General features: G+C 59.7%; 23 protein-coding genes. 15 read left to right on the top strand and 8 right to left on the bottom strand.

Going from position 1 to position 25223, the window contains the following annotated elements; genetic code table 11:
• Positions 1-9: 9 nt before the first annotated feature.
• On the bottom strand, positions 10-2340 hold the full coding sequence (locus CVS29_RS04510) for a DEAD/DEAH box helicase (RefSeq protein ID WP_110105339.1): 2331 nt from the start codon (positions 2338-2340) through the stop codon (positions 10-12).
• A gap of 107 nt (positions 2341-2447) precedes the next feature.
• Positions 2448-3164 carry a GNAT family N-acetyltransferase gene (locus CVS29_RS04505; protein ID WP_110105147.1) on the bottom strand — a complete coding sequence of 239 codons (717 nt, stop codon included), beginning with the start codon at positions 3162-3164 and terminating at the stop codon, positions 2448-2450.
• A 77-nt stretch (positions 3165-3241) separates the two neighbouring features.
• Between CVS29_RS04505 and trhO the strand changes: the two genes are divergently transcribed.
• Positions 3242-4135 (top strand): oxygen-dependent tRNA uridine(34) hydroxylase TrhO, encoded by an 894-nt coding sequence (trhO, locus tag CVS29_RS04500; RefSeq protein WP_110105146.1) that lies wholly within the window; start codon positions 3242-3244, stop codon positions 4133-4135.
• Positions 4136-4182: 47 nt separating this feature from the next.
• A complete protein-coding gene (locus tag CVS29_RS04495) occupies positions 4183-4737 on the top strand; it encodes a DUF421 domain-containing protein (protein ID WP_110105145.1) in 555 nt (184 codons plus the stop codon).
• A 64-nt stretch (positions 4738-4801) separates the two neighbouring features.
• On the opposite strand, the gene CVS29_RS04490 is transcribed toward CVS29_RS04495, so the two are convergent.
• Positions 4802-5119: a YrhK family protein gene (locus CVS29_RS04490; protein ID WP_110105144.1), complete on the bottom strand. Its 318-nt coding sequence runs from the start codon at positions 5117-5119 to the stop codon at positions 4802-4804.
• A 55-nt stretch (positions 5120-5174) separates the two neighbouring features.
• On the opposite strand from CVS29_RS04490, the gene CVS29_RS04485 reads away from it, so the two are divergent.
• From CVS29_RS04485 to proC, 6 genes are all read left to right on the top strand, one after another.
• Positions 5175-6809 (top strand): DUF7059 domain-containing protein, encoded by a 1635-nt coding sequence (locus CVS29_RS04485; protein ID WP_110105143.1) that lies wholly within the window; start codon positions 5175-5177, stop codon positions 6807-6809.
• 189 nt (positions 6810-6998) lie between these two features.
• Positions 6999-7187, top strand: a complete 189-nt coding sequence (locus tag CVS29_RS04480; protein WP_110105142.1) for a hypothetical protein — start codon at positions 6999-7001, stop codon at positions 7185-7187.
• Between the two features lie 135 nt (positions 7188-7322).
• Positions 7323-10100 carry a type I DNA topoisomerase gene (topA, locus tag CVS29_RS04475; RefSeq protein ID WP_110105141.1) on the top strand — a complete coding sequence of 926 codons (2778 nt, stop codon included), beginning with the start codon at positions 7323-7325 and terminating at the stop codon, positions 10098-10100.
• Positions 10101-10226: 126 nt separating this feature from the next.
• Positions 10227-11213 (top strand): Ppx/GppA phosphatase family protein, encoded by a 987-nt coding sequence (locus CVS29_RS04470; RefSeq protein ID WP_110105140.1) that lies wholly within the window; start codon positions 10227-10229, stop codon positions 11211-11213.
• A gap of 20 nt (positions 11214-11233) precedes the next feature.
• Positions 11234-12073 carry a sugar phosphate isomerase/epimerase family protein gene (locus CVS29_RS04465; protein WP_110105139.1) on the top strand — a complete coding sequence of 280 codons (840 nt, stop codon included), beginning with the start codon at positions 11234-11236 and terminating at the stop codon, positions 12071-12073.
• A 393-nt stretch (positions 12074-12466) separates the two neighbouring features.
• Positions 12467-13306: a pyrroline-5-carboxylate reductase gene (proC, locus tag CVS29_RS04460; RefSeq protein ID WP_110105138.1), complete on the top strand. Its 840-nt coding sequence runs from the start codon at positions 12467-12469 to the stop codon at positions 13304-13306.
• A gap of 158 nt (positions 13307-13464) precedes the next feature.
• Here the strand turns inward: proC and CVS29_RS04455 are convergent, their stop codons facing one another.
• From CVS29_RS04455 to CVS29_RS04435, 5 genes are read right to left on the bottom strand one after another with little or no spacing between them, the layout of a single operon-like run.
• Entirely contained in the window at positions 13465-14076 is a 612-nt protein-coding gene (locus tag CVS29_RS04455; RefSeq protein WP_110105137.1) for a methylated-DNA--[protein]-cysteine S-methyltransferase, read from the bottom strand.
• A 6-nt stretch (positions 14077-14082) separates the two neighbouring features.
• A complete protein-coding gene (locus tag CVS29_RS04450) occupies positions 14083-14649 on the bottom strand; it encodes an RNA polymerase sigma factor (RefSeq protein WP_110105136.1) in 567 nt (188 codons plus the stop codon).
• A gap of 21 nt (positions 14650-14670) precedes the next feature.
• A complete protein-coding gene (locus CVS29_RS04445) occupies positions 14671-15177 on the bottom strand; it encodes a methylated-DNA--[protein]-cysteine S-methyltransferase (protein WP_110105135.1) in 507 nt (168 codons plus the stop codon).
• Positions 15178-15228: 51 nt separating this feature from the next.
• Complete coding sequence (locus tag CVS29_RS04440; protein ID WP_110105338.1) at positions 15229-15867, bottom strand: potassium channel family protein; 639 nt, start codon at positions 15865-15867, stop codon at positions 15229-15231.
• A 40-nt stretch (positions 15868-15907) separates the two neighbouring features.
• Positions 15908-17380, bottom strand: coding sequence for a TrkH family potassium uptake protein (locus tag CVS29_RS04435; RefSeq protein WP_110105134.1), 1473 nt, complete (start codon positions 17378-17380; stop codon positions 15908-15910).
• Between the two features lie 93 nt (positions 17381-17473).
• On the opposite strand from CVS29_RS04435, the gene CVS29_RS04430 reads away from it, so the two are divergent.
• The 7 genes from CVS29_RS04430 to CVS29_RS04400 all read left to right on the top strand — a co-directional run bounded on the left by CVS29_RS04430 (position 17474) and on the right by CVS29_RS04400 (position 25223).
• Positions 17474-18622: an acetoin utilization protein AcuC gene (locus CVS29_RS04430; RefSeq protein ID WP_110105133.1), complete on the top strand. Its 1149-nt coding sequence runs from the start codon at positions 17474-17476 to the stop codon at positions 18620-18622.
• 72 nt (positions 18623-18694) lie between these two features.
• Entirely contained in the window at positions 18695-19405 is a 711-nt protein-coding gene (locus CVS29_RS04425) for an ArsR/SmtB family transcription factor (RefSeq protein WP_110105132.1), read from the top strand.
• 160 nt (positions 19406-19565) lie between these two features.
• On the top strand, positions 19566-20906 hold the full coding sequence (gdhA, locus tag CVS29_RS04420; RefSeq protein ID WP_110105131.1) for an NADP-specific glutamate dehydrogenase: 1341 nt from the start codon (positions 19566-19568) through the stop codon (positions 20904-20906).
• 161 nt (positions 20907-21067) lie between these two features.
• A complete protein-coding gene (locus CVS29_RS04415; RefSeq protein WP_110105130.1) occupies positions 21068-21748 on the top strand; it encodes a DUF1961 family protein in 681 nt (226 codons plus the stop codon).
• Between the two features lie 134 nt (positions 21749-21882).
• A complete protein-coding gene (locus tag CVS29_RS04410) occupies positions 21883-23142 on the top strand; it encodes an NAD(P)/FAD-dependent oxidoreductase (RefSeq protein WP_110105129.1) in 1260 nt (419 codons plus the stop codon).
• 261 nt (positions 23143-23403) lie between these two features.
• A complete protein-coding gene (locus CVS29_RS04405; RefSeq protein WP_110105128.1) occupies positions 23404-24537 on the top strand; it encodes a 3-deoxy-7-phosphoheptulonate synthase in 1134 nt (377 codons plus the stop codon).
• Between the two features lie 449 nt (positions 24538-24986).
• A complete protein-coding gene (locus tag CVS29_RS04400; protein ID WP_110105127.1) occupies positions 24987-25223 on the top strand; it encodes a helix-turn-helix domain-containing protein in 237 nt (78 codons plus the stop codon).

Here is a 25223-nt window from a genome sequence, read left to right as displayed (position 1 = left end):
ATAGTGAGATCAGCCGGGGGCGTTGTCCAGCAGGATCTTCAAGAGCATGACGGCCCCACGTTTATCCAGTGGATTGTTCTTGTTGCCGCACTTGGGAGATTGAATACAAGAGGGGCAGCCGGAGGGGCACTCGCAGGCTTCAATGGCCTCCATGGTGGCGCGAAGCCAAGTTCGGGCCATGTCGAAGCCTCTCTCAGCAAAACCTGCGCCGCCCGGATGACCGTCATAAACAAAAATGGTGGGCTGGCCGGTGTCCGCATGAAGCGCTGTGGAAACTCCGCCAACATCCCATCTGTCGCTTGAGGCCACGAGAGGGAGTAAACCAATGGCGGCATGCTCAGCGGCATGGAGGGCGCCAGGAAATTGTGGTTCCACTAACCCGCCGGCCAAAAGCGTCGCGTTGTCCATGGTGAACCACACGGCCTTAGTGAAGAGGTCACGGGCTTCCAGCTCTAGAGGTTCCTCACCAAGAACCTCATTGGAGATGGTGGCCTTGCGTTGGAATGAAACAACCTGCGTACGGACCTGCACAGCACCAAAATGCATTTCCACTGGCCCCCACAGTTCGTGCTTGACTGACTCAACAACCTCAATTTGGGTGACATCTCGGGCCGTTGTATAAAAGTCGGGAGTGCCGCGGCGCACCAGAGCACAATGGTCGGCTTCATTGAGTTCCAACACCACGTAGCTGGTTCCTTGGTGGACGTACACAGCTCCGGTATGGGCTTGATAGTGGGATTGGGGAGAGCCCATGGTTCCCAGCAGTGCGCCTGTGTCAGCTTCGATGATATTGATAGGGCCACCACCGTCGTCACGCAGGTTGACCATGGCGGCCGCACGCTGCGGGTGGGTCCAAAACCAGCCAGCGGGGCGACGCCGCAAATATCCCTGCTCCACCAGCTGCTCCAGCACGGCCGGCGCGCTGTCATCAAAAATGGCCAAGTCATCAGGGGTGAGGGGCAGCTCGGCCGCAGCGGCACACAGATGCGGGCCCAGGACGTAGGGATTTGCAGGATCAAACACGGTGGCTTCGAGGGCGCTGTCAAAGATAGCCTCTGGGTGATGGACCAAAAAGGTGTCGAGTGGGTCATCGCTGGCCACAAAAGCTGCCAGGGCGTCCTGCCCTGCACGCCCCGCGCGACCAATTTGTTGAAAAAAAGAGGCCTTAGTCCCAGGCCAGCCAGCAACAAGAACCGCATCCAGTCCGGAGATGTCGATCCCCAATTCCAATGCTGACGTGCTGGAGACTCCCAGTAAGTCTCCTGCGCGGAGCGCCTTTTCCAGTTCCCGGCGCTCCTCCGGTAAATAGCCGGAACGGTACGCCGCCACACGTGGCGGAAGGCTGGCATCGACGTTTTCCAGGAGCCGTTTGGTTACTGTGGAGATGGTTTCGGCGCCTCGGCGGGATTTGATGAAGGCAATGGTGCGCACATGGGCGGACACCAGATTCGCCAGCAAATCTGCCGTTTCGGCGATGGCGGTGCGTCTTGTTTTTGCACCATTTTCGCCTGGAAATTCCGTCAACTCCGGTTCCCACAATGCCACTGTGGTGGCACCGTGAGGAGAGCTATCCTGCGCGAAAGTTGTGACAGGGGCTCCTATCAGGCGCGCAAACGAGCTGCCCGGGTCAGCCGAGGTGGCGGATGCGCCGATAAAAACCGGATCAGACCCGTAATGGGCGCAGATCCTCCTTAAACGCCGCAACAAGAGGGCAACATGGGAACCGAAAACTCCACGGTAACTGTGCGCTTCATCGATGATGACGTATTTCAACCGCTTGAAGAATCGCGCCCACCACGTGTGGTTGGGCAAAACACCAAAATGCAGCATGTCCGGATTGCACAGGATGAAGTTGCTGTGATCGCGGATCCAGCGCCTATCGCCCGGGGCGGTGTCGCCGTCGTAGGTGGCTGCCCGCAAGGTGGGCAAGTTGAGCGAGTTTAGAGCGGCAAGCTGGTCAGCTGCCAGCGCCTTGGTGGGGGACAGATAAAGGGCCACGGCGCCGTCGGCCTCTAAAAGTCCGGGATTTTCCGCCAGCCGCAGGGCTGCCCGGTGGACAGCGTCCAGAGCGGGTAATTGATAAGCAAGTGATTTACCAGACGCAGTGCCCGTGGCAACTATGGTGTGCTGGCCTTCATAGGCACTCGTGGCGCCTTCCACCTGATGCAGCCAGGGCTGGTCAACACCAAGAAATGAATAAGCCCTGACAATGTCGGGGTGAACCCAATCCGGCCACGGCCGGTGCACAGCTTGCCGGGCCGGAATTCTCCGAACATGCTGCAGCTGGGCAGGGGCATTTCCCCCGCCGAGCAGCGGAATAAGGGAATCATTGATGGACACCTTCATCATTGTGCCACCGGATTGTGCCGCTGAAGTCTCGCTGTCAAGGCTCCAGCTATGCCAATCTCCACGGGACTACTTCCTCGAGGCGGTTATGGAGGCGGTTATCAGTGGGTGCGAGTCAGCTCTTCGATGCGGGATTTGGGCACCAAGACGGTGACGGGGCTGATGGCGCGCCAGCCGAGCTTGAAGTACAGCCGTTGTCCATCGGTGCTGGCTAACAACAGCCCGGTGGTCACTGGATGGGCCTGGGCTCTGGCAGTCATGGCCTTCATGAGCAGCATGCCGTAACCGCGGCGTCTGTGCTGAGAGTGGGTTTCAATCTGATCGAAGATGGCATATTCGCCGTAGATGCCCACCTTTCCCGCCGCCAGAACAGTTTGCCCGCGCACAATCGCAACAGAGAAACGCTCCTCGCAGACTGAAGAGCTATGCTTGCCGCCCATCGCCTTGATCACCAAGGACAGCTCAGGGTCGCCCAAAAAAGGGTCCTGATTATCTTGATTCTCCAAATGGCACACCATGAGCTGCTCTGAGGCGGAGAGCATTCCCATCCCTGATTGGTGCGCCATCTTTACGTACTTGTGCACATCGGAGCCCAGCACACACAAGGCACGTTGAGATGAAGCATTCACTTCTTGAGCCAAGCTAGCAAAAGAGGACGGGGTGGGATTGGTAGTGAAGTATTCCCAACCGCTATTGCGATCGAGGCGCAAGGCCGCCAAATACCCTGTTCCGGAGCGACTCGGGTAGCTTCTTAGCGCAGTCCAGCCGGCAAACCATGCAGCGCTCTGGTCAGCTAGCCCTGTGGAGGCAACGATCATGGGCTCAGCCTATCCCTTTGGACAGTCCGGAGGGGCGCAGGCGAAGCCATTTGGTGGCACAAAGTAGGCTTTAATACGTGGCTTTGAACAAAATTGTGCTCTTTTACGGCTTTACTCCCCTTAGCGATCCAGAAGCGATCAAGCTCTGGCAGCGTGCCCTGTGCGAAAAGCTCAGCCTTAAGGGGCGCATCATCATCTCCAAAGATGGCATCAATGCAACTGTTGGCGGTGACATTAGGGACGTCAAGCAGTACCTCAAAACCACGCGTGAATACCCTGGCTTCAAGAACATGGACATCAAATGGTCAGACGGCACGGGGGATGATTTTCCCCGCCTGAGTGTGAAGGCCCGGGACGAGATTGTCAGCTTCGGTGCCCCCGGTGAACTCAAAGTGGATGAAAATGGCGTGGTTGGCGGTGGCACGCACCTGTTGCCGCAAGAGCTTCACGAACTTGTTGCCGAGAAGGAATCCAAGGGTGAAGAAGTTGTATTCTTCGACGGCCGTAACGCCTTCGAGGCGCAAATCGGCAAATTTAAGAACGCCATTGTGCCCGACGTCGAGACGACCCACGACTTCATTAAAGAACTCGACTCGGGCAAGTACGACGATCTTAAAGACAAGCCGGTGGTCACCTACTGCACCGGCGGTATCCGCTGTGAAGTGCTCAGCTCCCTCATGGTCAACCGCGGTTTTAAAGAGGTTTATCAAATGGACGGCGGCATTGTCCGCTATGGGGAAACCTTCAAAGACAAGGGTCTCTGGGAGGGCTCTCTCTACGTCTTCGACAAGCGCATGCACATGGAATTCAGCGAGGAAGCCAAAGAAGTTGGCCATTGTATCCGCTGCAACAACCCCAGTAACAAGTTCGAAAACTGCTCCAACCCCAGCTGCCGCAACCTGAACCTGTACTGCACCAGCTGCGCCGCGAACCCATCAACACTGCAATGCCCGCAAGGCTGCACCGAATAGCCCTGGGGTTCACGGATTACGCTGGAGTTCCTGAGGAAGGAATGACCATGTGGAACGATTATGGACTGACATGGGGTGACGCCGCCCGAGTGGTGCTCTCCGCGATTGCCCTCTACCTTTTTGTCTTGTTATTGATTAGGTTCTTGGGCCAACGCACCATGGCGAGCTTGTCTAGTTGGGACCTCGCTGCGGCGGTGGCGCTCGGTGCCGTTGTTGGCCGGGCAATCCTGGGCTACACACCCACGCTTTTGGCTGGTGCTTTGGGCTTGGTTACCTTATTGACGTTGCAGGCACTCACGGGTCAGTTGCGCCGTTTTCCCCGAGCCGAGGCGGTCGTGAGCAATCGCGCCTACCTACTCATGGCTGGCAGCGAGATTGTTCCAGCAAACTTGTGGCGCACCCATGTTTCCGAACAGGAGATTACCGTACGGCTACGCTTGGCCGGTATCCGCAGCCGCACGGAGATCGCCGCCGTAATCCTCGAAGCAACGGGTGAGATCAGCGTTCTGCGGGTAGGCATTGGCATCGAGCCAAGTTTTTTGGCGAATGTGAAGGGCGCGGAACTAATCCCGGCAGCCTTCTTAGCCCAGCCACAGGACTGATCCAGCCACTGATGGCTACTCGCGGAGCTAGAGTCCCATCAAAGCTGGTGCCCTCACCGTGGTGCTAAAAATCATGACCGCCGTCGCCAATACCAGGGACATTTGGATGGTATCTGCCCAAATGCACTCGCCGGGTGAAGCGGATGGCCGGCCGGATGAGCATTTCTATACTTCCCAGGACAAACAGCCACGTACCCATATGGGTTAACGCCGGTGAAAAGAACAAAATACTCCCCACCAGAAACCACAGCCCTATCAAGAGGTCGTTGACTATGCTGATTGTTTCGTAGCGTTGGCGAATGATGAGTTCCTCATGGCCCAGGTGCAGAATCAAGGGCTGCTCAGATTCGCCCCCACCGTCTCGCCTAGATTTTGCATCCATGGGCAAACCATACCGTGGTGGTCAACGGGCGTTGCAGACTCGTTAGGCTTGATCCATGACTGATTTCGCCACGATCCCCGACGCCCCGCAAAGTGATAACCCTGACATCCTTGCCGGATTGGCCCACGACCTGACAGCCATCAATTACACGGTCGACGGTGTGGCGGAGCTCCTTGGCAAGGACGCGAACCAGGCGCTGGGTAGAGACCAAACCGTACCGGCAGCACTGCTGCTGCGCACCAACACCTCGCCGCTGGCCACACTAGTGAAGGTGTGGCTGGTGGACCAGAGCGTCCCTGCCGCGGAGCTGGCCGGCGCACTGCCATCAACCGGTGTTGAAGCGTTGCTGAAAATGGGCATCGTGGAAGGTGCCGGAACCCCGGGTATGGTTCGTGCCGCCGTCGACCTCCGCCCTTACGGCTGGCCCGCAGCTACGGAAGATACAGCGGAGACTAACCTGTGGGTGGCCAGCGATCTCGGCGCACACCAGCGTCCTGGCGTGCTGCGCAAGGATCACGTGCTGGGTATTGGGCAGGCCTCTCTGACACTGGCGCAAGGGACCATGCGCCGCACCGTTGAGAGGGCGCTGGATTTGGGCACCGGGTGCGGCATTCAGCTGTTCCACCTGCTCAGCCATGCAAAAGCCGTGGTTGCCACCGACATCTCCGAGCGTGCACTGGCCTTCACCCGTTTCAATCTGGCTCTCAATGCACAGGCTCTTGGCCTCACACAGGCTGACCTTGAACCAACCAACCCGGACGCCCGCGTGTCCCTGCGCCTGGGCAGCCTGCTGGAACCTGTCGCGGGGGAGCGCTTTGATCTGGTGGTTTCCAATCCGCCGTTCGTCATCACACCCCGTCACCGAGGGGAACAGAGCAGCGAGCAATTCACGTACCGCGACGGCGGCATGGCTGGGGACGCCATCGTGGAGTCTCTGGTGCGCGAACTGCCCACCGTGCTGGCCACCGGCGGTACGGCACAGATGTTGGGCAACTGGGAAATCCAGCATAGTGCGGACAGCACCAGCTCGGGCTCGGGCACCAGCGTGCTGTGGCATACCCGCCCCGCGCAATGGCTGGCACCGGGAATTGAGGCGTGGTTCATTCAACGCGAGCAGGTGTCCCCGGGCGGCTATGCCGAAACCTGGCTCCAAGATGCCTCGCAGGGCCGTGACCAGGTGGCCTATGCCAACGCTTATGAGGACTACCTGCTCGATTTCGCCTCCCGCGAGGTGGCCGGAATCGGCTTCGGTTACATTGTGCTGCGCCGTCCCACGGCGCAAGAAACCGTTGATGAACCTCGCTTCGAGGAAATTCTGTACCCCATCGAACAACCCGTTGGCCCTCATCTGGCAGACGCCTTGGAGCGTGCACAATGGCTCAAGGCGCATCCAGACCTCACCTTCGAGTACCTCTTAGTGGCCTCGGACGTCACGGAGGAACGCCATCAGAAGCCCGGGGCAGAACATCCCGGCGTGATCCTCCTCCGCCAGGGCGCTGGATTGCGGCGCACCAACTTGCTCAGCACCGAGCTGGCCGGCTTTGTTTCCGCGTGCGACGGCGACCTCACCGCCGGGCAGATCATCGGCGCCTTGGCTGTGTTGATGGAACGTGACGACGCTGAATTCACCGAATCCCTGGCACGGGACGTACGCAACTTGGTGCGCGACGGCTTCTTGCTCCCGGCCTGAGACTTTCCCCGCCCGCCCCTCACATCCGCTACAGCCCCCCACATCCGCGCCCTGTCTACCGGGCGCGGATGTGGGGGGCGGTAGCGCTGACCCGACTGGCACTACCAACTGGCACTACCGACTGGAGCCACCGTGTGGTGCAAATGACATATCTGGACGGGACAGGTTCGCTGCGGGAGATTCTGCGAAGTGGCCACGGCACGGGAAAGCGGTTCTCCCATGGCCTTGATCCGCAACGACGAAGAAGTTGCCGAAGAGCCAAAATACGTGGGATTTGACCCTGAGATTGCGGTCCTCGGCTCGCGCCACGCGCTCCCTAAGGCCTTATCTGAGCCGCCCATCAGCAAGACCATTTTCCTTGTTAATAAAAACGAATAAAACCCGGTACCGCCGCCTTCCCAACGGTTGCTCCGGCAAGCCAAATTTCCCCGGCAGTACGCGTTCACAGTAAAAATATGGTGAACTAGCTCAGGGGACACCGTTCGTCCACCATTCATTCCCTGTAGGAGTACCGTGCCCAGCAAGGCAGCAGCCAGCAAGCCCAAGACCGGCAAAAAGCTCGTTATTGTAGAGTCCCCTGCCAAAAGCAAGACCATCGCCAAGTACTTGGGCGAGGGGTTCGTTGTTGAGGCCTCGATCGGGCACATTCGCGACCTGCCGCAGCCTTCCGAGCTGCCCGCAGAGCTGAAGAAGTCCTCGATCGGCAAGTTCGCAGTGGACCTTGAAAACGACTTCAAGCCGTACTACGTCATCTCTTCCGATAAGAAGAAGAAGGTGGCCGAGCTCAAGGCGCAGCTCAAGGACGCCGATGAACTTTACCTCGCAACTGATGGGGATCGCGAAGGCGAAGCTATTGCGTGGCACCTGCTCGAGGTACTCAAGCCCAAGGTGCCCGTGCATCGGATGACCTTTGCCGAAATCACCAAGGAATCGCTCCAGCGCGCCCTGGGAAACCTGCGTGAACTTGATACAGACCTTGTTGATGCGCAGGAAACCCGCCGAGTAGTGGACCGCCTGTTCGGCTACGAGCTTTCCCCGGTGCTGTGGCGCAAGGTGGCCCCGAAGCTTTCCGCCGGCCGCGTGCAGTCAGTGGTGACCCGCATGGTGGTTGAGCGTGAGCGTGAACGCATGGCCTTCCGCTCCGCCAACTATTGGGACCTGGCTGGAACCTTCAGTACCACTGACACCGGTGAGTCTTTCAGTGCCAAGCTGGCCGCAGTCGGTGGCAAACGTGTTGCCTCGGGCCGTGATTTTAGTGATCAAGGCGTGCTGACCGGCAAGAACGTTGCACACCTAGACGAGGTTGCCGCCAAGGCCCTCGCGGCAGGGTTGCAGGATGTTGAATTTTCAGTCCGTTCGGTGGAACACAAGCCGTACACCCGCCGCCCGGCCCCGCCGTTTACTACCTCCACACTGCAGCAGGAGGCGGGGCGTAAGCTGCGCTTCTCCTCCAAATCGACCATGTCGACAGCCCAGCGCCTGTATGAAAATGGTTACATCACGTATATGCGTACGGATTCTTCTTCGCTGAGCGATGAGGCCGTCAACGCTGCCCGCCGGCAGGCTTCGGAGCTGTACGGCCCCGAATTCGTGCCCGCCGCCAAGCGTGTTTACGCCAGCAAGAGCGCCAACGCCCAAGAAGCCCACGAGGCCATCCGTCCCGCCGGTGACTCTTTCCGTACCCCGGCTCAGGTTGCCAGCGCCCTGCGAGGAGATGAGTTCAAGCTCTACGAGCTGATCTGGAAGCGCACCGTTGCTTCTCAGATGGCTGATGCCAAGGGCTCGACGGCGACCATCAAGTTGGGTGCCAAAGCCTCCGGTGGCGCTGCTGATGGGCAGGATGCCGAGTTCTCAGCTTCAGGTACTGTCATCACCTTCCGTGGTTTCCTGGCCGCGTATGAGGAAGGCCGGGATGAGTCCCGCAACGCCTCCGATGATTCAGACCGCCGCCTGCCCAACGTCAAGGAAAATGACTCTCTGAGCGCCGCCGATGTCCAGGCCAATGGCCATGACACCACGCCTCCGCCGCGCTTTACGGAAGCATCCCTGACCAAGGAAATGGAAGAGCGCGGAATTGGCCGCCCGTCCACTTACGCTTCTACCTTGTCCACCATCATGGACCGTGGTTATGTTCGCAAGCAGGGTTCCGCCCTGGTGCCGAGCTGGATCGCGTTCTCCGTGGTGCGCTTGCTGGAACTGCACTTCACCGATTACGTGGACTACGAGTTCACTGCCGGTATGGAAAAGGGTTTGGACAGGATCGCCAACGGCCAGGAGCAAGGCTCCGACTGGCTGACCCATTTCTACTTTGGTGATGACGGCAACCGCGGTTTGCAGGACATTGTCAATAACCTTGGCGACATTGACGCCCGCGAGATTAACTCTATGCCCATCACCGACACCTTGGTGTTGCGTGTGGGTAAGTTTGGTCCGTACCTGGAATCCACCGTCCCCACGGTGGATGCCAAAACCGGTGAAATTATTGAGGCGGCCCGCGCCAATGTGCCCGAGGATCTGGCTCCGGATGAGCTCACGCCCGAAAAGGCGCAAGAACTCATGGACACTGCCGCCCCTGAGGAACGTGTTCTGGGAGCGGATCCCGTTTCCGGCAACACAGTGGTGGCCAAAAACGGGCGTTACGGTCCGTATGTCACCGAAGTCATTCCGGAAATGACAGAAGAGCAAATCGCCAACCAGCCGGTGGAGTACTACAAGAACGGCAAGCCGAAGCCGCCGAAGAAGCCCGTTAAGGTCAAGCCGCGGACCGGTTCAATTTTCAAAGCCATGAGCGTGGAAACCGTCACGCTGGATGAAGCTTTGGCGATCATGAGCCTGCCGCGAGTCTTGGGTGCAGACACCGAGGGCAACGAAATCACTGTGCAGAACGGCCGCTTTGGCCCGTATCTGAAGAAGGGTTCGGACTCGCGCTCCATCGGCTCCGAGGAAGAGATCTTCACCATCACGTTGGAAGCGGCGTTGGAGATATACTCCCAGCCCAAGCAGCGAGGCGCGCGCGCCGCGGTGCCGCCCTTGGCAGAGTTTGGTGAAGACCCCGTTTCAGGCAAGAACATTGTGGTGAAGGAGGGCCGCTTTGGCCCCTACATCACTGACGGCGTCACTAACATCACGGTGCCCCGCGGAACCGAAGTTGAACAGCTGACTCGGGAAACCGCCGTCGAGCTTCTGGCCGACAAGCGTGAGCGAGGTCCCGTTAAACGGACTGCGAAGGCGCCTGCCAAGAAGCCCGCAGCCAAGGCCCCGGCTAAGAAGAAGGCACCTGCCAAGAAGTAGCAGCCGCTGAAAAAGGGCAGTTAATGTAACAGCACAGAAGGCCCTCTGGTGGCAAAGCGAGGCAATACGCTTCGCCACCAGGCGGCCTTCTGCATGGAATGCGTTCCGAGGGACAATAATGGGCTTATGAGATTAGGCGTACTCGACATTGGGTCCAATACAGTCCACCTGCTGCTTGTTGATGCGCGCCCCGGGGCAAACCCCGTGCCCTACGCCTCCCACAAGCGCCCGTTGAGCTTGGTGAAGTACCTTGATGATGAAGGAAACATCAGCGACGAGGGCCAACATGAGCTGATTGAGTTCATCCTTGAGGCGTGGGAATTTGCTGCCAAGCACAAGGCAAAGGATTTGTTGGCGTTCTGCACCTCAGCCATCCGTGAATCCACCAATGGTGCGGCCGTACTGGCCAGGGTCCAGCATGAGACCACCGTCCGCCTGACCGAACTGACCGGCGAAGAGGAGTCTGCGATGACGTTCTTTGCCGTGCGTCGGTGGCTCGGCTGGGGTGCGGGCACCATTTTGAACCTTGACATAGGCGGTGGTTCCTTTGAGATCTCCCAGGGCGAGAACGAGCTGCCGGCTCTGGCCCATTCGGTGCCGTTGGGTGCCGGGCGGCTGACCCGGGAATGGTTGGCTGAGGACCCGCCCACGGCCAAAAGCATCAAGGAACTGCGCAAGCACATCAAATCGACGCTCAAGGAACCTATCGCGGAAACCAAGAAGCTCGGTGTCCCGAACATCGTGACGGGCTCTTCCAAAACATTCCGTGCGCTGGCACGCATAACGGGCGCTGCGCCGTCGTCCATGGGGCCCTATGTGCGCCGGGAACTTCACCTGAGCGATCTTGGCTTGTGGTCCCAACGGCTCTCAGCGATGTCCTCGGCGGACAGATTGTTCCTGCCGGGTGTCTCATCCGCACGGGCACAACAGGTGCTGGCCGGGGCGCTCGTGGCACAGAGCGCCCTTGAAATGTTCAATGTGACGAGCATGCAAATCAGTCCCTGGGCGCTGCGCGAAGGTTTGATTCTGCGGCGCCTTGACCAGTTGGTCTTTGATGGCCCGCTGGACCCGCCTGCACATGTTGCTAAGCTGAGAAATTCGGATACTAAGTAGTAGAAAGGATGTCAGGACCTATGGATTCAACCAGCCCTAATCACGGCGTCGATGTTCCCAAGGCTCCACGGCGGCACATTCCCGTGGCACTTTCCACGGCATCTGTGTATCCACTTTCGGTGCATGACGGGTTCGCGGTGGCGGCGGATTTGGGGTACGACGGCGTCGAGGTGCTCGTGACACACAACGGTGACAGCCAGGATTCATCCGCACTGAACCGGCTGGCCGAACGGTATGAGCAACCCATTTTGGCGATCCATGCGCCTACGCTCTTGTTGACGCAGCAGGTTTGGGGCAGTGCCTGGAACAAGGTACAGCGCTCAGCCCAGATGGCGGTGGATGTGGGAGCCGAGGTAGTGGTGGTGCATCCGCCGTTCCGCTGGCAGAACGGTTACGCCGAAACCTTTGCCCAGGGTGTACGCGATATTGCTGACGCTTTTGGAGTACGTATTGCAGTGGAAAACATGTACCCGTGGCGTGTCCGCGGACGCGAGGCATTGGCCTATCTGCCGCATTGGGATCCGGTGCGCATGGACTACCAGGACGTTACCTGGGACTTTTCGCATGCTGCCACGGCCGACGCTTCGAGCTTGTACGCCGTGCGGGCCCTCGGTAGCCGGCTGCGCCACGTCCACCTCACCGACGGGATTTCCCCGTCTACAAAGGACCAGCACCTGGTTCCGGGACGCGGCACGCAGGAGTGCGTTGAGGTGCTCCAGCACATTGCCCATAACGGGTTCGACGGCGCGGTGGTCGCCGAAGTTTCCACTCGCAAGGCCAAGGGCGCCGGGCAGCGCGAGGAATGGCTGGCCGAGACCCTTGAATTTGCGCGAGTGCATTTGGGTCAGACAGCGCCCTAGCGGGCCAGCGGCCGCGGCACCGTGGGCTGAGGGCTCGGTGCGCTGAGGGCTCGGTGCGTTGGCGGTACCGTGTGCTGACGGCGCTGCGGCTATCTCTTGTCGGGGCCAAGAGGCGTTTAACGTGAAATCGCCGGAGACGTCGTCACCAGTGGATGGGGGGAATCACTGGCGAGATCTCCGGCGATTTGATTGGTCTTCAGGACAAGACCAATCCGATCATCACTCGCACCCTTATGAGGTATTTAAAAGACTACGGGCGGCTCTTGAGAATAGCCCGGGCGCAAGCTGTGCATTTGCCGTTAAACAATTTTTGTGCGCCTTCTGAGCCCTGAACCCGGGGTTCTGCGTTGCCCCAGCTTGCGTGTGTTGCCGGTGCAAAGCAAAGATGGAGACATGATGAAAAAGATTGTGTTTCTGGGTTGTGGCTCTATGGGCGAGGCTATTCTGGCGGGCATGCTGGCCGCGGGGGTATCGCCGCTGTCGGTTGTTGTCACGGTGCGCCGCCCGGAGCGAGCCAATGAACTGGCAATCAGGCACGGTGTTACGGCGCTGGCCTCAAATGAGGAATCCGGTGCCAACGCTCAGGCTGTTGAGGGGGCAAGCGTGGTGATCCTTGGCGTCAAGCCGGTAGGGATCACGGCCTTGTGCCAAGAAATTGCCGGTTCGCTCGAGTCCAACGCTGTGGTGATCAGCGTTGCCGCAGCGGTTTCGCTTGCACAGTTGGAAGGGGCGCTGCGCCCGGGACAGCCCGTGGTGCGTTCCATGCCGAACACGCCGCTAAAGGTTGGCAGGGGCGTTGTGGCGCTATCCGCCGGATCATCCGTTGACGAGCATCATCTTGCCAGCGCCCATGAGATTTTCGATGGTTCGGGTGTGGTCCTGGATATTGCAGAAGATCAGCAAAACGCTGTTTCAGCCATCAGCGGTTCCGGCCCGGCCTACGCATTTTACTTAGCTGAGGCAATGGCGGCTGCGGCGCAGGACTTTGGGCTCTCGCCCCAGATAGCCCATGTGCTTGCCCGCGAGACCGTAGCAGGGGCAGGGATGATGCTTGCGGAGCCGGGGGCCAACGCCACTGAGCTGCGCCGTGCCGTGACAAGTCCCAAAGGGACCACGGAACAAGCCATCGCCAGCTTTGATCGCGAAGGCCTGCCCGGAATTATCCGTAAGGGTGCTCAAGCAGCTGCAGCAAGGGCCGCGGAGATCACGAAGGAGCTTTCCGCCCTCAACTGACGCTAGTGCAGCATTGGTCACATTTTTCACGACGCTAGTGCAGCAACGGTTAGTTGAGTCAGAACGCTATAGCTCTGGGCCCCATAGCTGGGATAGGGTCCGGCAGATGGGCCCCATTGCTGGGATAGGGTCCGCACGGGGGCTGGGGCAAGGGCAGGTCAGGAGGCGGCTTCCAGCGCTAACAGCAGGGCCTTGGCCTCGGGGCCACCCAGGTACGCGCCTGAGCGCCCGTCAGAGCGGACAACCCGGTGACAGGGAACCACCAGCGGCAGTGGATTGCGGGCACACGCTGTCCCCACAGCTCTCACAGCCCGCGGACTGGACGTCATGGCAGCCACCGTGGCGTAGCTGGCCGTATGCCCGTACGTGATCTGCGGCAGATAATCCAGAACCTCGCGCCGAAAGCCTTGCGCAAGCCTAAAATCCAAGGTCAGATCGAAGCGCCTCCGGTGCCCGGCGAAGTACTCATCCAGTTCGCGTGCAGCCTCATCAAGGCGTGCCGGTGCCAGAAATATCCGTGGGCTGATGTTCGCCGCTAGCGAGTCCAGCACGGAATCGTGGCCTTCGGAGGCGAAGGCCACCCGCACCAGCCCGGCCTCTGTGCGGGCCAACAACAGTGAACCCACCGGCGAATCGACTACGCGGTAGGCCACATCCACCAGCCCCTCGGCGGCCGCGGCAGCAGAAAAGTGCCCGGCCAGCGCAGCCAAGGCCGCAGCCTCGCCGCCGGTAAGCGGTGCCAAAATCTGCGGAATTCCAGTCTCACTCATTGCCCCTCAATCCTTTCCGTGTCCCTTGCCATCGCCGCCCAGCAGAGCACGCAGCGCCGCCATTGCATCAGAGGCGGCCCGCCGCGCAGCCGCCTCCGAATTCCCCAACAAAGCCGCCACCTCCGCATAGGGCAGCCCCACCAAATGGTGATAGACAACGGCCTCGCGCTGGCGCTGCGGCAACCTCGCCAACGCCGCCCACACGGCCGCAGCCGTTTCACCTGCCTCCACGGCATGTACGACGACGTCCCCGCCTTCCAGCGGACCGTCACCAGCGGTATCCATGGGTTCCGGGACGCGGGCCGTGCGGCGCAAGTGGTCCAGTGACTTGTTGCGTGCGATCGTGACAAGCCAGGCCTGCCAATTCACAACCTTTTGCGCTGTCGGGTAGGTCCGCAGGGCTGCCAGGAAGGTTTCCTGCCAGACATCGTCGGCGTCCACAACCCCCACCATCGCCCGGCATACCCGCAGCACGGCGGTTCCGTGGGCAGAAACCAGCATCTCAAAGGGCGGTGGAGCTGCACGGGGTGCAGCCGCTGCCCGTGCCAATCCGGCCCCGCCCGATTCGTTCATGCTCACTTAGAACAGCCTCACCTAGAACAGCGCCTCAGTGTGCCCCAGCGCTGGGTTCTCCAACTCCAGAAGAAACTCCTTGCGCTTCAAGCCGCCGGCATAGCCCACCAGTGAACCATCGGCACCAACCACGCGGTGGCACGGGACAATGATGCTGAGGGGATTGCGGCCGTTGGCAGAGCCCACGGCCTGCGCCATGGAGGGATCGCCCAGCATTGACGCTAGCGCCCCATACGTTCGCAGCTCACCATAAGGAATCTGACTCAGCGCATCCCAAACCCGCTGCTGGAACGGAGAGCCTACGGGAGCCAGTGGAATCGTAAACTCGCGCAGCGAGCCGGCAAAATACTCACCGAGCTGCTCAGCCGCGGCGCAGAGCACCGGTGAGCCTGGGGGCCCAACCAAGTCACCCAACGTCTCCCACGCTGGGCGGCGCTTATGCTCGGCCATGTACACGCCCGCCAACCCGGCGCGGTTCTCCACAAGGGTCAGCAGGCCCACGGGCGAGTCAATAATCAGGTGTTGCATTATCAAAAAACCTCCTGCCCTGTAGACGCACACCGCGTATAAAATGTGAGGTTAGGGCCGGGCGGCGAAGCGCTCCAGCAGGTCCACATAGCCTGAAACAATGAGCATATCTCGGCTGGAAACACGAGTATTTGGCTGGGCGTACGTGAAATCCTCACCCGGGGATTTCACGCCAACCACTGTCACCCCGTACCTGGAACGGACCTTGGATTCCTCCAGCGTAAAGCCCTGTGTTTCCTTGGGCGGGTACATTTTTACGATCGCGAAATCGTCGTCGAACTCGATGAAGTCAAGCATCCGCCCGCCCACTAGGTGCGCGGCGCGGACACCGGCGTCGGCCTCGGGGTAGATGACATGGTTGGCGCCAATGCGGGTCAGGATCTTGCCGTGCGACTGCGTGATCGCCTTGACCCACAGGTGCGCGATGCCCAGATCCACCAGGTTCACCGTGATGAGCACGCTGGATTCAATGGAGGTACCCACACCCACCACGGCGGAGCTGAAGTCCTGCGCGCCGAGCTGGCGCAGCGCGTCAATGTTGGTGGCGTCGGCCTCAACCACGTGGGTGAGCACGCCCGCCCACTTTTGAACCAGGGCCGGATCGCGTTCTATAGCCAAGACTTCGCGGCCCTGCTTGACCAGTTGGTGTGCCGTGGCAGCCCCGAAGCGGCCCAGACCTATCACCAACACGGGCGCGTTGTGTGGTGGGCGGTTGCTGGAGTCTATTTTCTCAGCCAATGATGGGCCTCTCTTCCGGGTAGTGGTACAGCTGGCGGCGTTGGCGCAGAGCCAGCGCTGAGGCCAGGGTGATGGAGCCCACCCTGCCGAAGAACATCATGGCGGACAGGATGTACTTGCCCGACGGCGGCAGCTCGCCGCTGAGCCCCGTACTCAGTCCCACGGTGGCGAAGGCCGAGATGGTCTCAAAAAGTACCCGGTCAAGGCTTTCCCCGGAGATGGCCAGCAGGAGCCCGCAAGCAATCATGACGAAGGTGGCACCCATCATAATCACAGAGATGGCCACGCGCATGGTGCCTTGGGGGATGGTGCGGCCGTGGATTTTCACATCGTTATCACCCCGGGCCTCGGCCACAATGGCCAGGAACATCACAGCCAAGGTGGTGACCTTGATACCTCCTGCTGTTGAGGCCGAACCGCCACCCACAAACATGAGGGCGTCGGTGAGCAACATGGTGGAAGAATGCATGGCATTCATATCCACCAGGTTAAATCCAAGGGACCGGGTCATGACGGAGGCGAACACGGAGTGCGTGATCTTGTCTCCCACACTCATCCCGCCAATGGTGTCAGGGTTGGTCCACTCCATGGCACCCCACAGGATGGCGCCGGACACTAACAGCATGAGCGAAACCTGGATGGTGAGTTTTGCGTGCAGCGTCCACTTTTTGAAGCGGAAGCCCGTGGCCAAAAGCACCATCAGCACAGGGAAGCCTAGGCTGCCAATGAAGCCGCCAATCATGAGCGGGGTCAGGATCCACAGATCGGCTTCGTAGGGGACTACACCGTCTGAATGAGGTGTGAAACCAGCGTTGTTAAAGGCGGAGATAGAGTAGAAAGTGGCGTGCCAGATGGCTTGGGGGAGGGGCTCGCCCAAGATCAGGAACCGCGGTGCCAACGCCAAAGCCAAGATCACCTCAATGGCTACGGAGGTGCTGATGACGATGCGCAGCAAGGTACCTACCTCGCCCATGCGGCCAGCGTTCATGGCTTCCTGGGCAATGAGTTTCCCGCGCACTCCAAGCCGTTTGCTGACCATGAGGGCCATCAACGAGGCGAGCGTCAAGATGCCCAAACCACCCACGAAGATGCCAATCAAGATCACCAATTGGCCAAAGAATGACCAATGCAAGGCCGTGGAAACGGTGGTCAGCCCGGTCACGCAGACAGCTGATGCCGCCGTGAACAGTGCGTCATAGAAGGGGGTTGCCTGACCATCCCGGGCTGCTGCTGGCAGGCACAGAGTAAAAGTGAAGGCAAGAATAACCAGGGCAAAAACAATTAACGCCAACCTGGCGGGGGAACTATTGGCCACCCGGTCCACGAAGTCGCGGACGCTCACTACAACGCGTACCGGCCAGTTGGGCAGCCATTGGGGAAGTGCGGTTCTAACAGCCAACGCGGTACTTCCCCTCCTGCCGTAAGTTACTGCCACGAAATGCTCAAGAAGTCGTGGATACGTCATTTGTGCCTGGACTTCGATAGCCTGTGATGGATGTCATCAATTGCCAGCTCAGGGCCAGCGGCCGTCCCGACAAGCATAGTCTGCGATGCGGCTATGTCTGCGTACAATTTTGGCCCAAACCATCCTATGTCGCCCAAGCGCCTTGACCTGACGGCAACGCTTGCCCGTGAGCTGGGAATCTTTGATTTGCCGCAGGTTGATGTGGTGGAGGCCTATGTGGCTTCCGACGACGAACTTGCCGCAGTGCACACGCGCGAGTACATTGACGCGGTGCATCGTGTGGGGCAGGACCCTACCCTCAGTGATCCAGAACGCGGGCTGGGCACGGAGGACGACCCCGTCTTTGCCGGCATTCATGAGGCAAGCGCACGGCTGGCTGGCGGCTCACTCGTGGCCGCCAACGCCATTATTAGTGGTGCCGTTCCCCGTGCAGTGAACTTTGGTGGCGGCATGCACCACGCCTTTGCCGATAAGGGCGCCGGCTTCTGTATTTACAACGACACCGCGCTTTGCATCCAAAAACTGCTCGATTCCGGTGTTTCCAAGATTGTTTACATCGACATTGATGCTCACCACGGTGATGGCACCGAAAAAATATTCTGGGATGAACCGCGTGTTTTGACCATTTCGCTGCATGAAAGCGGTGTGAGCCTGTTTCCTGGCACAGGGTTCGCCAACGATCTTGGCGGGCCGGGAGCCATAGGTTCCGCTGTCAACGTCGCTTTGCCGGCGGGCACCTCAGATGCCGGCTGGCTGAGAGCCTTCCACGCCGTCGTGCCTCAGTTGGTGGAAGCCTTTGCGCCGCAGGTAATTGTCAGTCAGCACGGGTGTGACTCACACCGGGACGATGAACTGACGCACTTAAACACCAGTGTGGACGGGCAGCGGGAGGCCGCGCTGAGCATTGCGGCGCTGGCTGACAAGGTGTGTGGTGGCCGTTGGATCGCCATGGGCGGCGGCGGGTACAACATTGTCTCCGTAGTGCCGAGGGTATGGAGCCATCTGATGGCGATTGCTGCCGGGCGCCCGGTCCCGCTGCGCACGGCAGTTCCTGAGGCGTGGCGCAGTTATGTAGCGGAGAAGTACGGCAAGGTTGCACCCCTGCTCATGAGCGAAGACGCAGACACCTGGTGGCGTTCCTGGGAAGTTGGCTACAACCCCTCCGATGCGCTGGACCGAACCGTCATGGCCACACGGAAGGCCGTTTTCCCTCTCTACGGCTTGGACCCATGGTTCGACTGATCCCGGCCGTACCCTGAAGCTCTTTAAGCGTTTCAAGATGCTGTGAGCGGCATATGTCGCTAGGGTAGTGGGATGGTTGTTGAAAAAGTCTTTGCGGTGATCGCCGAAAGCACCCGTCGGGATCTTTTAGAAGCGCTGGCCCAAGAGAGTAAATCGGTGGGGCAGCTGGTCGATGAATTGGGTGTTTCCCAACCCACAGTCTCGAAGCACTTGCGCGTGCTGCGTGAAGCCGGAGTGGTGACTATGCGTGCGCAAGGTCAAAAACGCTACTACCTCATCAATACCGAGCCGCTTGCCCTGGTATCCACCTGGTTGGAAACCCTCGGGGCCACCGGGGCTGCCCGCGCGGCGAGCACAACCGCGGGGGCTGCGACTTCCGCCGTTGTCAGTGCCCCCGGCGCCGCGCCTGTGGTGAAGCTTCGCCCCGCGGCTACGGCTGCCCCTGCTGTGCCTGCCCCTGCTGTACCTGCCGCTGCTGTGGTTTCTGCTCCTGTGGTTGCGCCGGAGCCTGCGCGCCAACTGGTACCTGCCGCAGCGGGTACCGATTCCCACATGAGCGATTCCGCCGTGGCTGCTTCCCACGTGACCGATTCGGAACAGCTGAGGAACGCTACGGCCGTGGTTCCCTTCGATAGCGTGCACTCCGGTGTTGCGCAGCCTAATGAATACGAAGGCGGTGTACCCGGACAAATCAGCCGCAGTATGGGCAGGGCGGCGAATAAGGCTGCCGATCTGTTGGCTAACTTGCCCGCCCTACCCGCGTTCAAGCGACGCAAAAGCTAAAAATAACAAAAAAATCTTACTGCTTGATCAAGATACGTATGATCATGCATAAAATACTGAATTGTGAGAAAAATTAGTCTAAGTGGCACCATGACTGGAAAATTGCCACAGAGAATATTTATGCGCTGCATGACGGCGCCTCACCCTTTTCAGGAGACTCATGGATACCAGGCTCGAAGCCATCCGGGAGCAAGTTTTAGCCCGCAACCCCGGTGAAAAAGAATTCCACCAGGCAGTACTGGAAGTTTTTGAAAGCCTTGGCCCCGTTTTGGATAAGCATCCAGAATTTGTTGACGCCGCCGTGCTGCAGCGTTTGTGTGAGCCTGAGCGTCAGATCATCTTCCGGGTGCCGTGGATGGATGATTCCGGCCGTGTGCAGATCAACCGCGGGTTCCGTGTGGAATTCAACTCAGCTCTTGGCCCGTACAAGGGCGGACTGCGCTTCCACCCCTCGGTATACCTGGGCATTGTGAAGTTCCTCGGTTTCGAGCAGATCTTCAAGAACGCCCTGACAGGTATGCCCATTGGTGGCGGCAAGGGCGGCTCCGACTTTGACCCTCGCGGCAAGTCTGACGGCGAAGTTATGCGCTTCTGCCAGAGCTTCATGACTGAGCTTTACCGCCACATTGGCGAGTACACCGACGTTCCTGCCGGTGACATTGGGGTTGGCGGCCGGGAAATTGGCTACCTCTTCGGTCAGTACAAGCGCATCACTAACCGCTACGAATCCGGTGTTCTGACCGGCAAGGGCATCGGTTGGGGCGGCTCCTTGGTGCGTCCGGAAGCTACAGGCTTTGGCACCGTGATGTTCACACAGGAAATGCTCAAGACCCGCGGTCAGTCCCTTGACGGACAGCGCGTCGTTGTTTCCGGCTCCGGTAACGTAGCCACCTTCGCCATTGCCAAGGCCCAGCAGTGGGGTGCCAAGGTTGTGGCTTGCTCGGATTCCTCCGGCTACATTGTGGACGAGAACGGCATTGACGTCCCGCTGCTGCGCCAGATCAAGGAAAAAGAGCGCGGCCGCTTGAAGGAATACGCGGTCCGCCGCGGTTCCTCTGTCAGCTATGTTGAAGGCGGTTCCGTCTGGGACGTCAACGCCTCCGTTGCGCTGCCGTGTGCCACGCAGAATGAAATCAACACTGACGCAGCCACCCGCATGGTCAAGAGCGGCCTGGTTGCCTTGGCTGAAGGCGCCAATATGCCCTCCACAAGTGGTGCTATTGCCGTCTTCCAGGAAGCTGGCATCCTGTTCGCTCCGGGCAAGGCAGCCAACGCCGGTGGCGTGGCCACCTCTGCCTTGGAAATGCAGCAGAACGCCAGCCGTGACGCTTGGTCCTTCGAGCACACCGAGGAGCGCCTGCACAAGATCATGATCGGCATCCACGACCGCTGTGCCGAGACCGCAGATACTTACGGCTCACCGGGCAACTACGTGGTGGGCGCCAACATTGCCGGCTTCGTCAAGGTTGCTGACGCCATGCTGGCGCAGGGTTTGATCTAAGCTTCACAGCTTCACAGCTTCACAGCTTCAAGAAGTACGACGGCGCGTTCCCCCTGCCGTGGGGAGCGCGCCCTCGTTCCTTTAAGGGATAGTGGGACAATCTTGGTTACGTTCAAGACGGCACACCGGCGCACATGCCTGATATTTTCAAAAGGAACCACATGAACCTGCGATCCACTGGGGAAACAGTGCTGTACAGCAACGAGATGTCGGAGCAGTCCCTGGCTGATTGGGTGCGTGAGGGGCCGGTGACTGTTGAGGACGGCTACGGTGGGGCCGTGTTGGGCAGTAGCGCTGACCCGGTGAAAATGGGTGCGCATGCCCATTTCCTCCTCTGGTGCCCCATTATTTTCCCGGACCGGATTCGGATTTCTTGGGACTTCCAACCCCTCGAGGGCCAGGGGCTTGCCATGCTCTTCTTTGGAGCTCAAGGCAGCGCCGGCCGCGATCTTTTTTCTCCTGAGCTTGCCCCACGCACCGGGTTCTATCCGCACTACCATTCCTCAGATATCAAAGCGCTTCACATCTCCTATCAGCGGCGTAAGTTTGCTTCCGAAAGGGCTTTCCGCACGTGTAATCTGCGCAAGAGTCCGGGGGCGCACCTTGTGGTGCAGGGCGCAGACCCGCTGCCAAGCCCGGAGGATGCAGAGGGTTTCTATCACATGGAAATCTGTAAAGATGGCCCGCAAGTCACGCTTGAGATCAACGGACTGCGGATCTTCCAATGGCTGGATGAGGACCCCGCCACCGGCCCGGGCATCGGCGGGGGATACTTGGGTTTACGCCAGATGGCACCGCTGTGGGCAGTCTATAGAAACCTCGTTGTCACCGCGTTGCACTGACGTGGACTTGACCCCACGAGTTGGCGGAAAAGTGGCTTGCCAGGGCAATGGCTCGTTGGAGGAGCAATCACGGATACCCTAGGGGAAGTGCCGGAAAACTAGCTCTCCGGCTTTTCACTCAAGGAGTGTGAACCGTGGTCAGTGCAACGGCGCCTGGGCATGTAGTGGTTGTTGGTGCGGGGATTATTGGTTTGTCCACCGCGTGGTACCTGCAGGAACAAGGCGTTAAGGTCACAGTGGTTGATAGGGGTGAAGTGGCGTCCGGTTCATCTTGGGGAAATGCTGGCTGGCTGACCCCGGCACTGACGCTTCCGCTGAGTGAACCCTCCGTGCTCAGCTATGGGCTCAAGGCCATTCTGGATCCGGCGTCCCCCCTCTACATCCCCTTTTCCACCGACCCCTTGCTGCTGAAATTCCTGCTCGGCTTTGCCCGCAACTGCACGCCCGGGAAATGGCGGGCTGCCATGAAAATTTTTGCCGAGCTTGGTCGGTCCGGGATCGACGCGTTCCAAGAACTTGCCGAGGGCACCCCGGCGCTCGCTGAGCCCACGCATCTGGCCGACCCCTTCCTGACCGGCTTCGCCTCGCTGAAGGACCGTGATGCCCTGGTTAAGGAATTTCATGTGATCCGTGAAACGGGTGGTCACGTGGACTTCACTCTCATGAGTGGGGAGGAAATCCGCCATCTGGAACCAGCCCTGGGTGCCGGAGTTGCGGCCGGCATTGCCATCCGTGACCAGCGCTTCATTGACCCGCCGAACTTCATGGCTTCCCTCGCCGAAGCCGTGATAGCCCGTGGCGCCACTGTGACCACGGCCTTCACAGTGCTCGATGTCAGGGACACCGGCAGCGGTGTTGAGGTGATTGGTTCGGCAGGGCGTTCCCTGATTGCCGACGCCGTTGTCCTCGCCACGGGTGCCTGGTTGGGGACGCTCGCACGCAAGTTTGGCGTCAAACGGGTAGTGCAGGCAGGCCGCGGCTACAGTTTCACCGTGGTCCCGGAGGCCATACCCACCCACCCCATTTACTTCCCAGCCCAACGTGTTGCCTGCACGCCCTTGGGGAACAGATTGCGCGTGGCGGGGATGATGGAGTTCCGGAACGCTGATGCACCCTTGGATGCCCGGCGTATCAAGGCCATTGTGGACGCAGCCTCACCCATGTTTACCGGTATTAACTGGGATGACCGGGCCGAGGAATGGGTGGGGTCCCGGCCCTGCACCACCGACGGTTTCCCGCTGGTGGGTGCCACCCGCTCCCCACGCGTGCACGTGGCTGGCGGGCATGGCATGTGGGGAATCGCGCTGGGCCCGCTCACGGGCAAAATGGTGGCTGCGGAGTTGACGTCCAATACCCCGCCAGCCAGCATGCGCCACTTCAACCCGTTGCGTTAGGGTGCTGGCCGCAGCTCAGTTCAAGAGTCCACATGTGACGCGACCGATTTGCGGGGTGAAGAATTTTCGGCATATGGTGTGGACATGACAAACCGTTGGTATGCGTATTTTTCGTTGGCTCTGGAGGAGCCCGCGTCTAACTGACACGCATCCATCACCTTCAGAGCCAACAGGACAGAGAATCTTTCTCTGTCCTTCGCCATTTCCAGGCGGGTTTCTGAAAAGGGGCTCGCTGCCAGCCCGCAAAAGGAACCCTCTCACATGAGCATCACAGCAGCCGCAGAATCCACCACAAACTCAGCCCCAGCCATCACAGCAAATCTGCGTGTCAGCCAATTCACGGCCCTTCCCTCACCTGCGCAACTGAGCGCAAAGCTGCCGCTCGATGCCCACACAAGCAACGTCGTCGAACGTGGCCGTGACCAGGTCCGCGCCATCATGGACGGGCTTGATGACAGGCTCCTGGTGGTAGTAGGCCCGTGCTCCATCCATGACACCAAGGCCGGTTTGGAATACGCGGCACGGCTGGCTGAAACCGCCAAGGAACACGAAGCGGACCTCTTGATTATCATGCGCGCCTACTTCGAAAAGCCCCGCACCACTGTGGGTTGGAAAGGCCTGATCAATGATCCCGCCCTGGACGGCAGTCATGATGTGGCAAAGGGGCTGGAGTTGGCGCGCGAGTTTCTGCTGAACGTGGCCGCGCTGGGGCTGCCTACCGGCACCGAATTCCTTGAGCCCATCAGCCCTCAGTACACGGCAGATTTGATCTCCTGGGGTGCCATTGGCGCCCGTACCACTGAAAGCCAGATCCACCGCCAGCTCAGCTCCGGCCTATCTATGCCGATTGGCTTCAAAAACGGCACCGATGGCGACCTGCAGGTTGCCCTTGACGCCTGCAACGCAGCCAGTGCGGCACAGTCCTTCTTGGGAATTGATGGCGACGGGCGCGCTTCTCTTGTCAGCACGGCCGGCAACCAGGACACGCACGTGATCCTGCGTGGCGGGCGCAAGGGCCCCAACTACAAGGCCGCAGAGGTGGCGGCTGCCTCCGCCAAGGCTGCCGGGTCCGGGGTGAACCCGCGCCTGATCGTGGATGCCAGCCATGCCAACTCCGGCAAGAGCCACCACCGTCAAGCAGAAGTGGCGCTGGAAATTGGGGCCCAGCTGGAAACAGGCGACTCCTCGGCGCACACCATTGCCGGTGTCATGCTTGAAAGTTTTTTGGTGGGCGGCGCCCAGAATCTCAATGTTGAGCAGGTTGCCGCTGGCGAGGCGGAGCTGACATACGGTCAAAGTGTCACGGACGCCTGCATGGACTGGGACGTCACGGCCGATGTCTTGACCAAGCTGGCGCAAGCCTCACGTGTGCGGCGCACCAGCAACCAGGTGTAGGTCAAAGCAGGGCTTGGGGCGGCGGTTTCGTGTTCTGAGGCATCGCTGGGGGCATGGAGACGCCGCTAAGCATCTCTAAACCAAGCATCTCTAAACCATGTACTGGAGAGCCATATTGTTAGGCTGGAGGTGCGCTGATAGCGTACGAAGCAGCGGAGCGTTCAACGGGCGCTGAAACCGGGGCACAACCAGAATGGGGTGGTGGCGGAAATGATTCGGTTTCTCTTGCGCACAGCAATCAATCTTGTTGATTCATTGGTGGCAGGGCGGCTGGATTCTTGGCATTTTCATCATCGACCGTTGGTGGGCCAAGCGCCGTCGTGCCAAGACAGGCAAATAACATCCGCCCCATTCACATCGGCCCCAACAGCACCTAGAGTTAGCGTTTAGAACGCGGTTGAACCCGCGCTCTGGACGGCTAACACCTAAGTGAAATGGACCCAACAGCCATGATGCAGGAGTCAAATCTTCAAGATGTGAATTTCCTTACGGTGCAAGAAGTTGCCGAGCTCATGCGCGTGTCAAAGATGACTGTGTACCGGATGGTGCACGCTGGAGAGCTGCCAGCAGTGCGTTTTGGGCGCTCCTATCGGGTCCCGGCAAGCGCCGTCGAAAGTTATTTGCGCTCGGCAGTGGTCGATGGCACAGGGACTCATGGAAACCCCGGTTCGGCGCATACAGGGTAA

Source organism: Arthrobacter psychrochitiniphilus, assembly GCF_003185915.1.
Classification (GTDB): domain Bacteria; phylum Actinomycetota; class Actinomycetes; order Actinomycetales; family Micrococcaceae; genus Specibacter; species Specibacter psychrochitiniphilus.
The sequence above is the reverse complement of the archived record's forward strand: the minus strand, read 5'-3'. Positions and strand labels throughout refer to the sequence as shown.

Excerpts from the sequence above, each read along its gene's own strand:
- CVS29_RS04490 (WP_110105144.1), bottom strand. The coding sequence starts at position 5,119 with ATGGATGCAAAATCTAGGCGAGACGGTGGGGGCGAATCTGAGCAGCCC.
- CVS29_RS04400 (WP_110105127.1), top strand. The coding sequence starts at position 24,987 with ATGATGCAGGAGTCAAATCTTCAAGATGTGAATTTCCTTACGGTGCAA.
- CVS29_RS04405 (WP_110105128.1), top strand. The coding sequence starts at position 23,404 with ATGAGCATCACAGCAGCCGCAGAATCCACCACAAACTCAGCCCCAGCC.
- CVS29_RS04485 (WP_110105143.1), top strand. The coding sequence starts at position 5,175 with ATGACTGATTTCGCCACGATCCCCGACGCCCCGCAAAGTGATAACCCT.
- CVS29_RS04495 (WP_110105145.1), top strand. The coding sequence starts at position 4,183 with ATGTGGAACGATTATGGACTGACATGGGGTGACGCCGCCCGAGTGGTG.
- proC (WP_110105138.1), top strand. The coding sequence starts at position 12,467 with ATGATGAAAAAGATTGTGTTTCTGGGTTGTGGCTCTATGGGCGAGGCT.
- CVS29_RS04430 (WP_110105133.1), top strand. The coding sequence starts at position 17,474 with ATGTCTGCGTACAATTTTGGCCCAAACCATCCTATGTCGCCCAAGCGC.
- CVS29_RS04445 (WP_110105135.1), bottom strand. The coding sequence starts at position 15,177 with ATGCAACACCTGATTATTGACTCGCCCGTGGGCCTGCTGACCCTTGTG.
- gdhA (WP_110105131.1), top strand. The coding sequence starts at position 19,566 with ATGGATACCAGGCTCGAAGCCATCCGGGAGCAAGTTTTAGCCCGCAAC.
- CVS29_RS04415 (WP_110105130.1), top strand. The coding sequence starts at position 21,068 with ATGAACCTGCGATCCACTGGGGAAACAGTGCTGTACAGCAACGAGATG.
- CVS29_RS04455 (WP_110105137.1), bottom strand. The coding sequence starts at position 14,076 with ATGAGTGAGACTGGAATTCCGCAGATTTTGGCACCGCTTACCGGCGGC.
- CVS29_RS04435 (WP_110105134.1), bottom strand. The coding sequence starts at position 17,380 with ATGACGTATCCACGACTTCTTGAGCATTTCGTGGCAGTAACTTACGGC.
- CVS29_RS04505 (WP_110105147.1), bottom strand. The coding sequence starts at position 3,164 with ATGATCGTTGCCTCCACAGGGCTAGCTGACCAGAGCGCTGCATGGTTT.
- CVS29_RS04450 (WP_110105136.1), bottom strand. The coding sequence starts at position 14,649 with ATGAACGAATCGGGCGGGGCCGGATTGGCACGGGCAGCGGCTGCACCC.
- CVS29_RS04425 (WP_110105132.1), top strand. The coding sequence starts at position 18,695 with ATGGTTGTTGAAAAAGTCTTTGCGGTGATCGCCGAAAGCACCCGTCGG.
- CVS29_RS04465 (WP_110105139.1), top strand. The coding sequence starts at position 11,234 with ATGGATTCAACCAGCCCTAATCACGGCGTCGATGTTCCCAAGGCTCCA.
- CVS29_RS04470 (WP_110105140.1), top strand. The coding sequence starts at position 10,227 with ATGAGATTAGGCGTACTCGACATTGGGTCCAATACAGTCCACCTGCTG.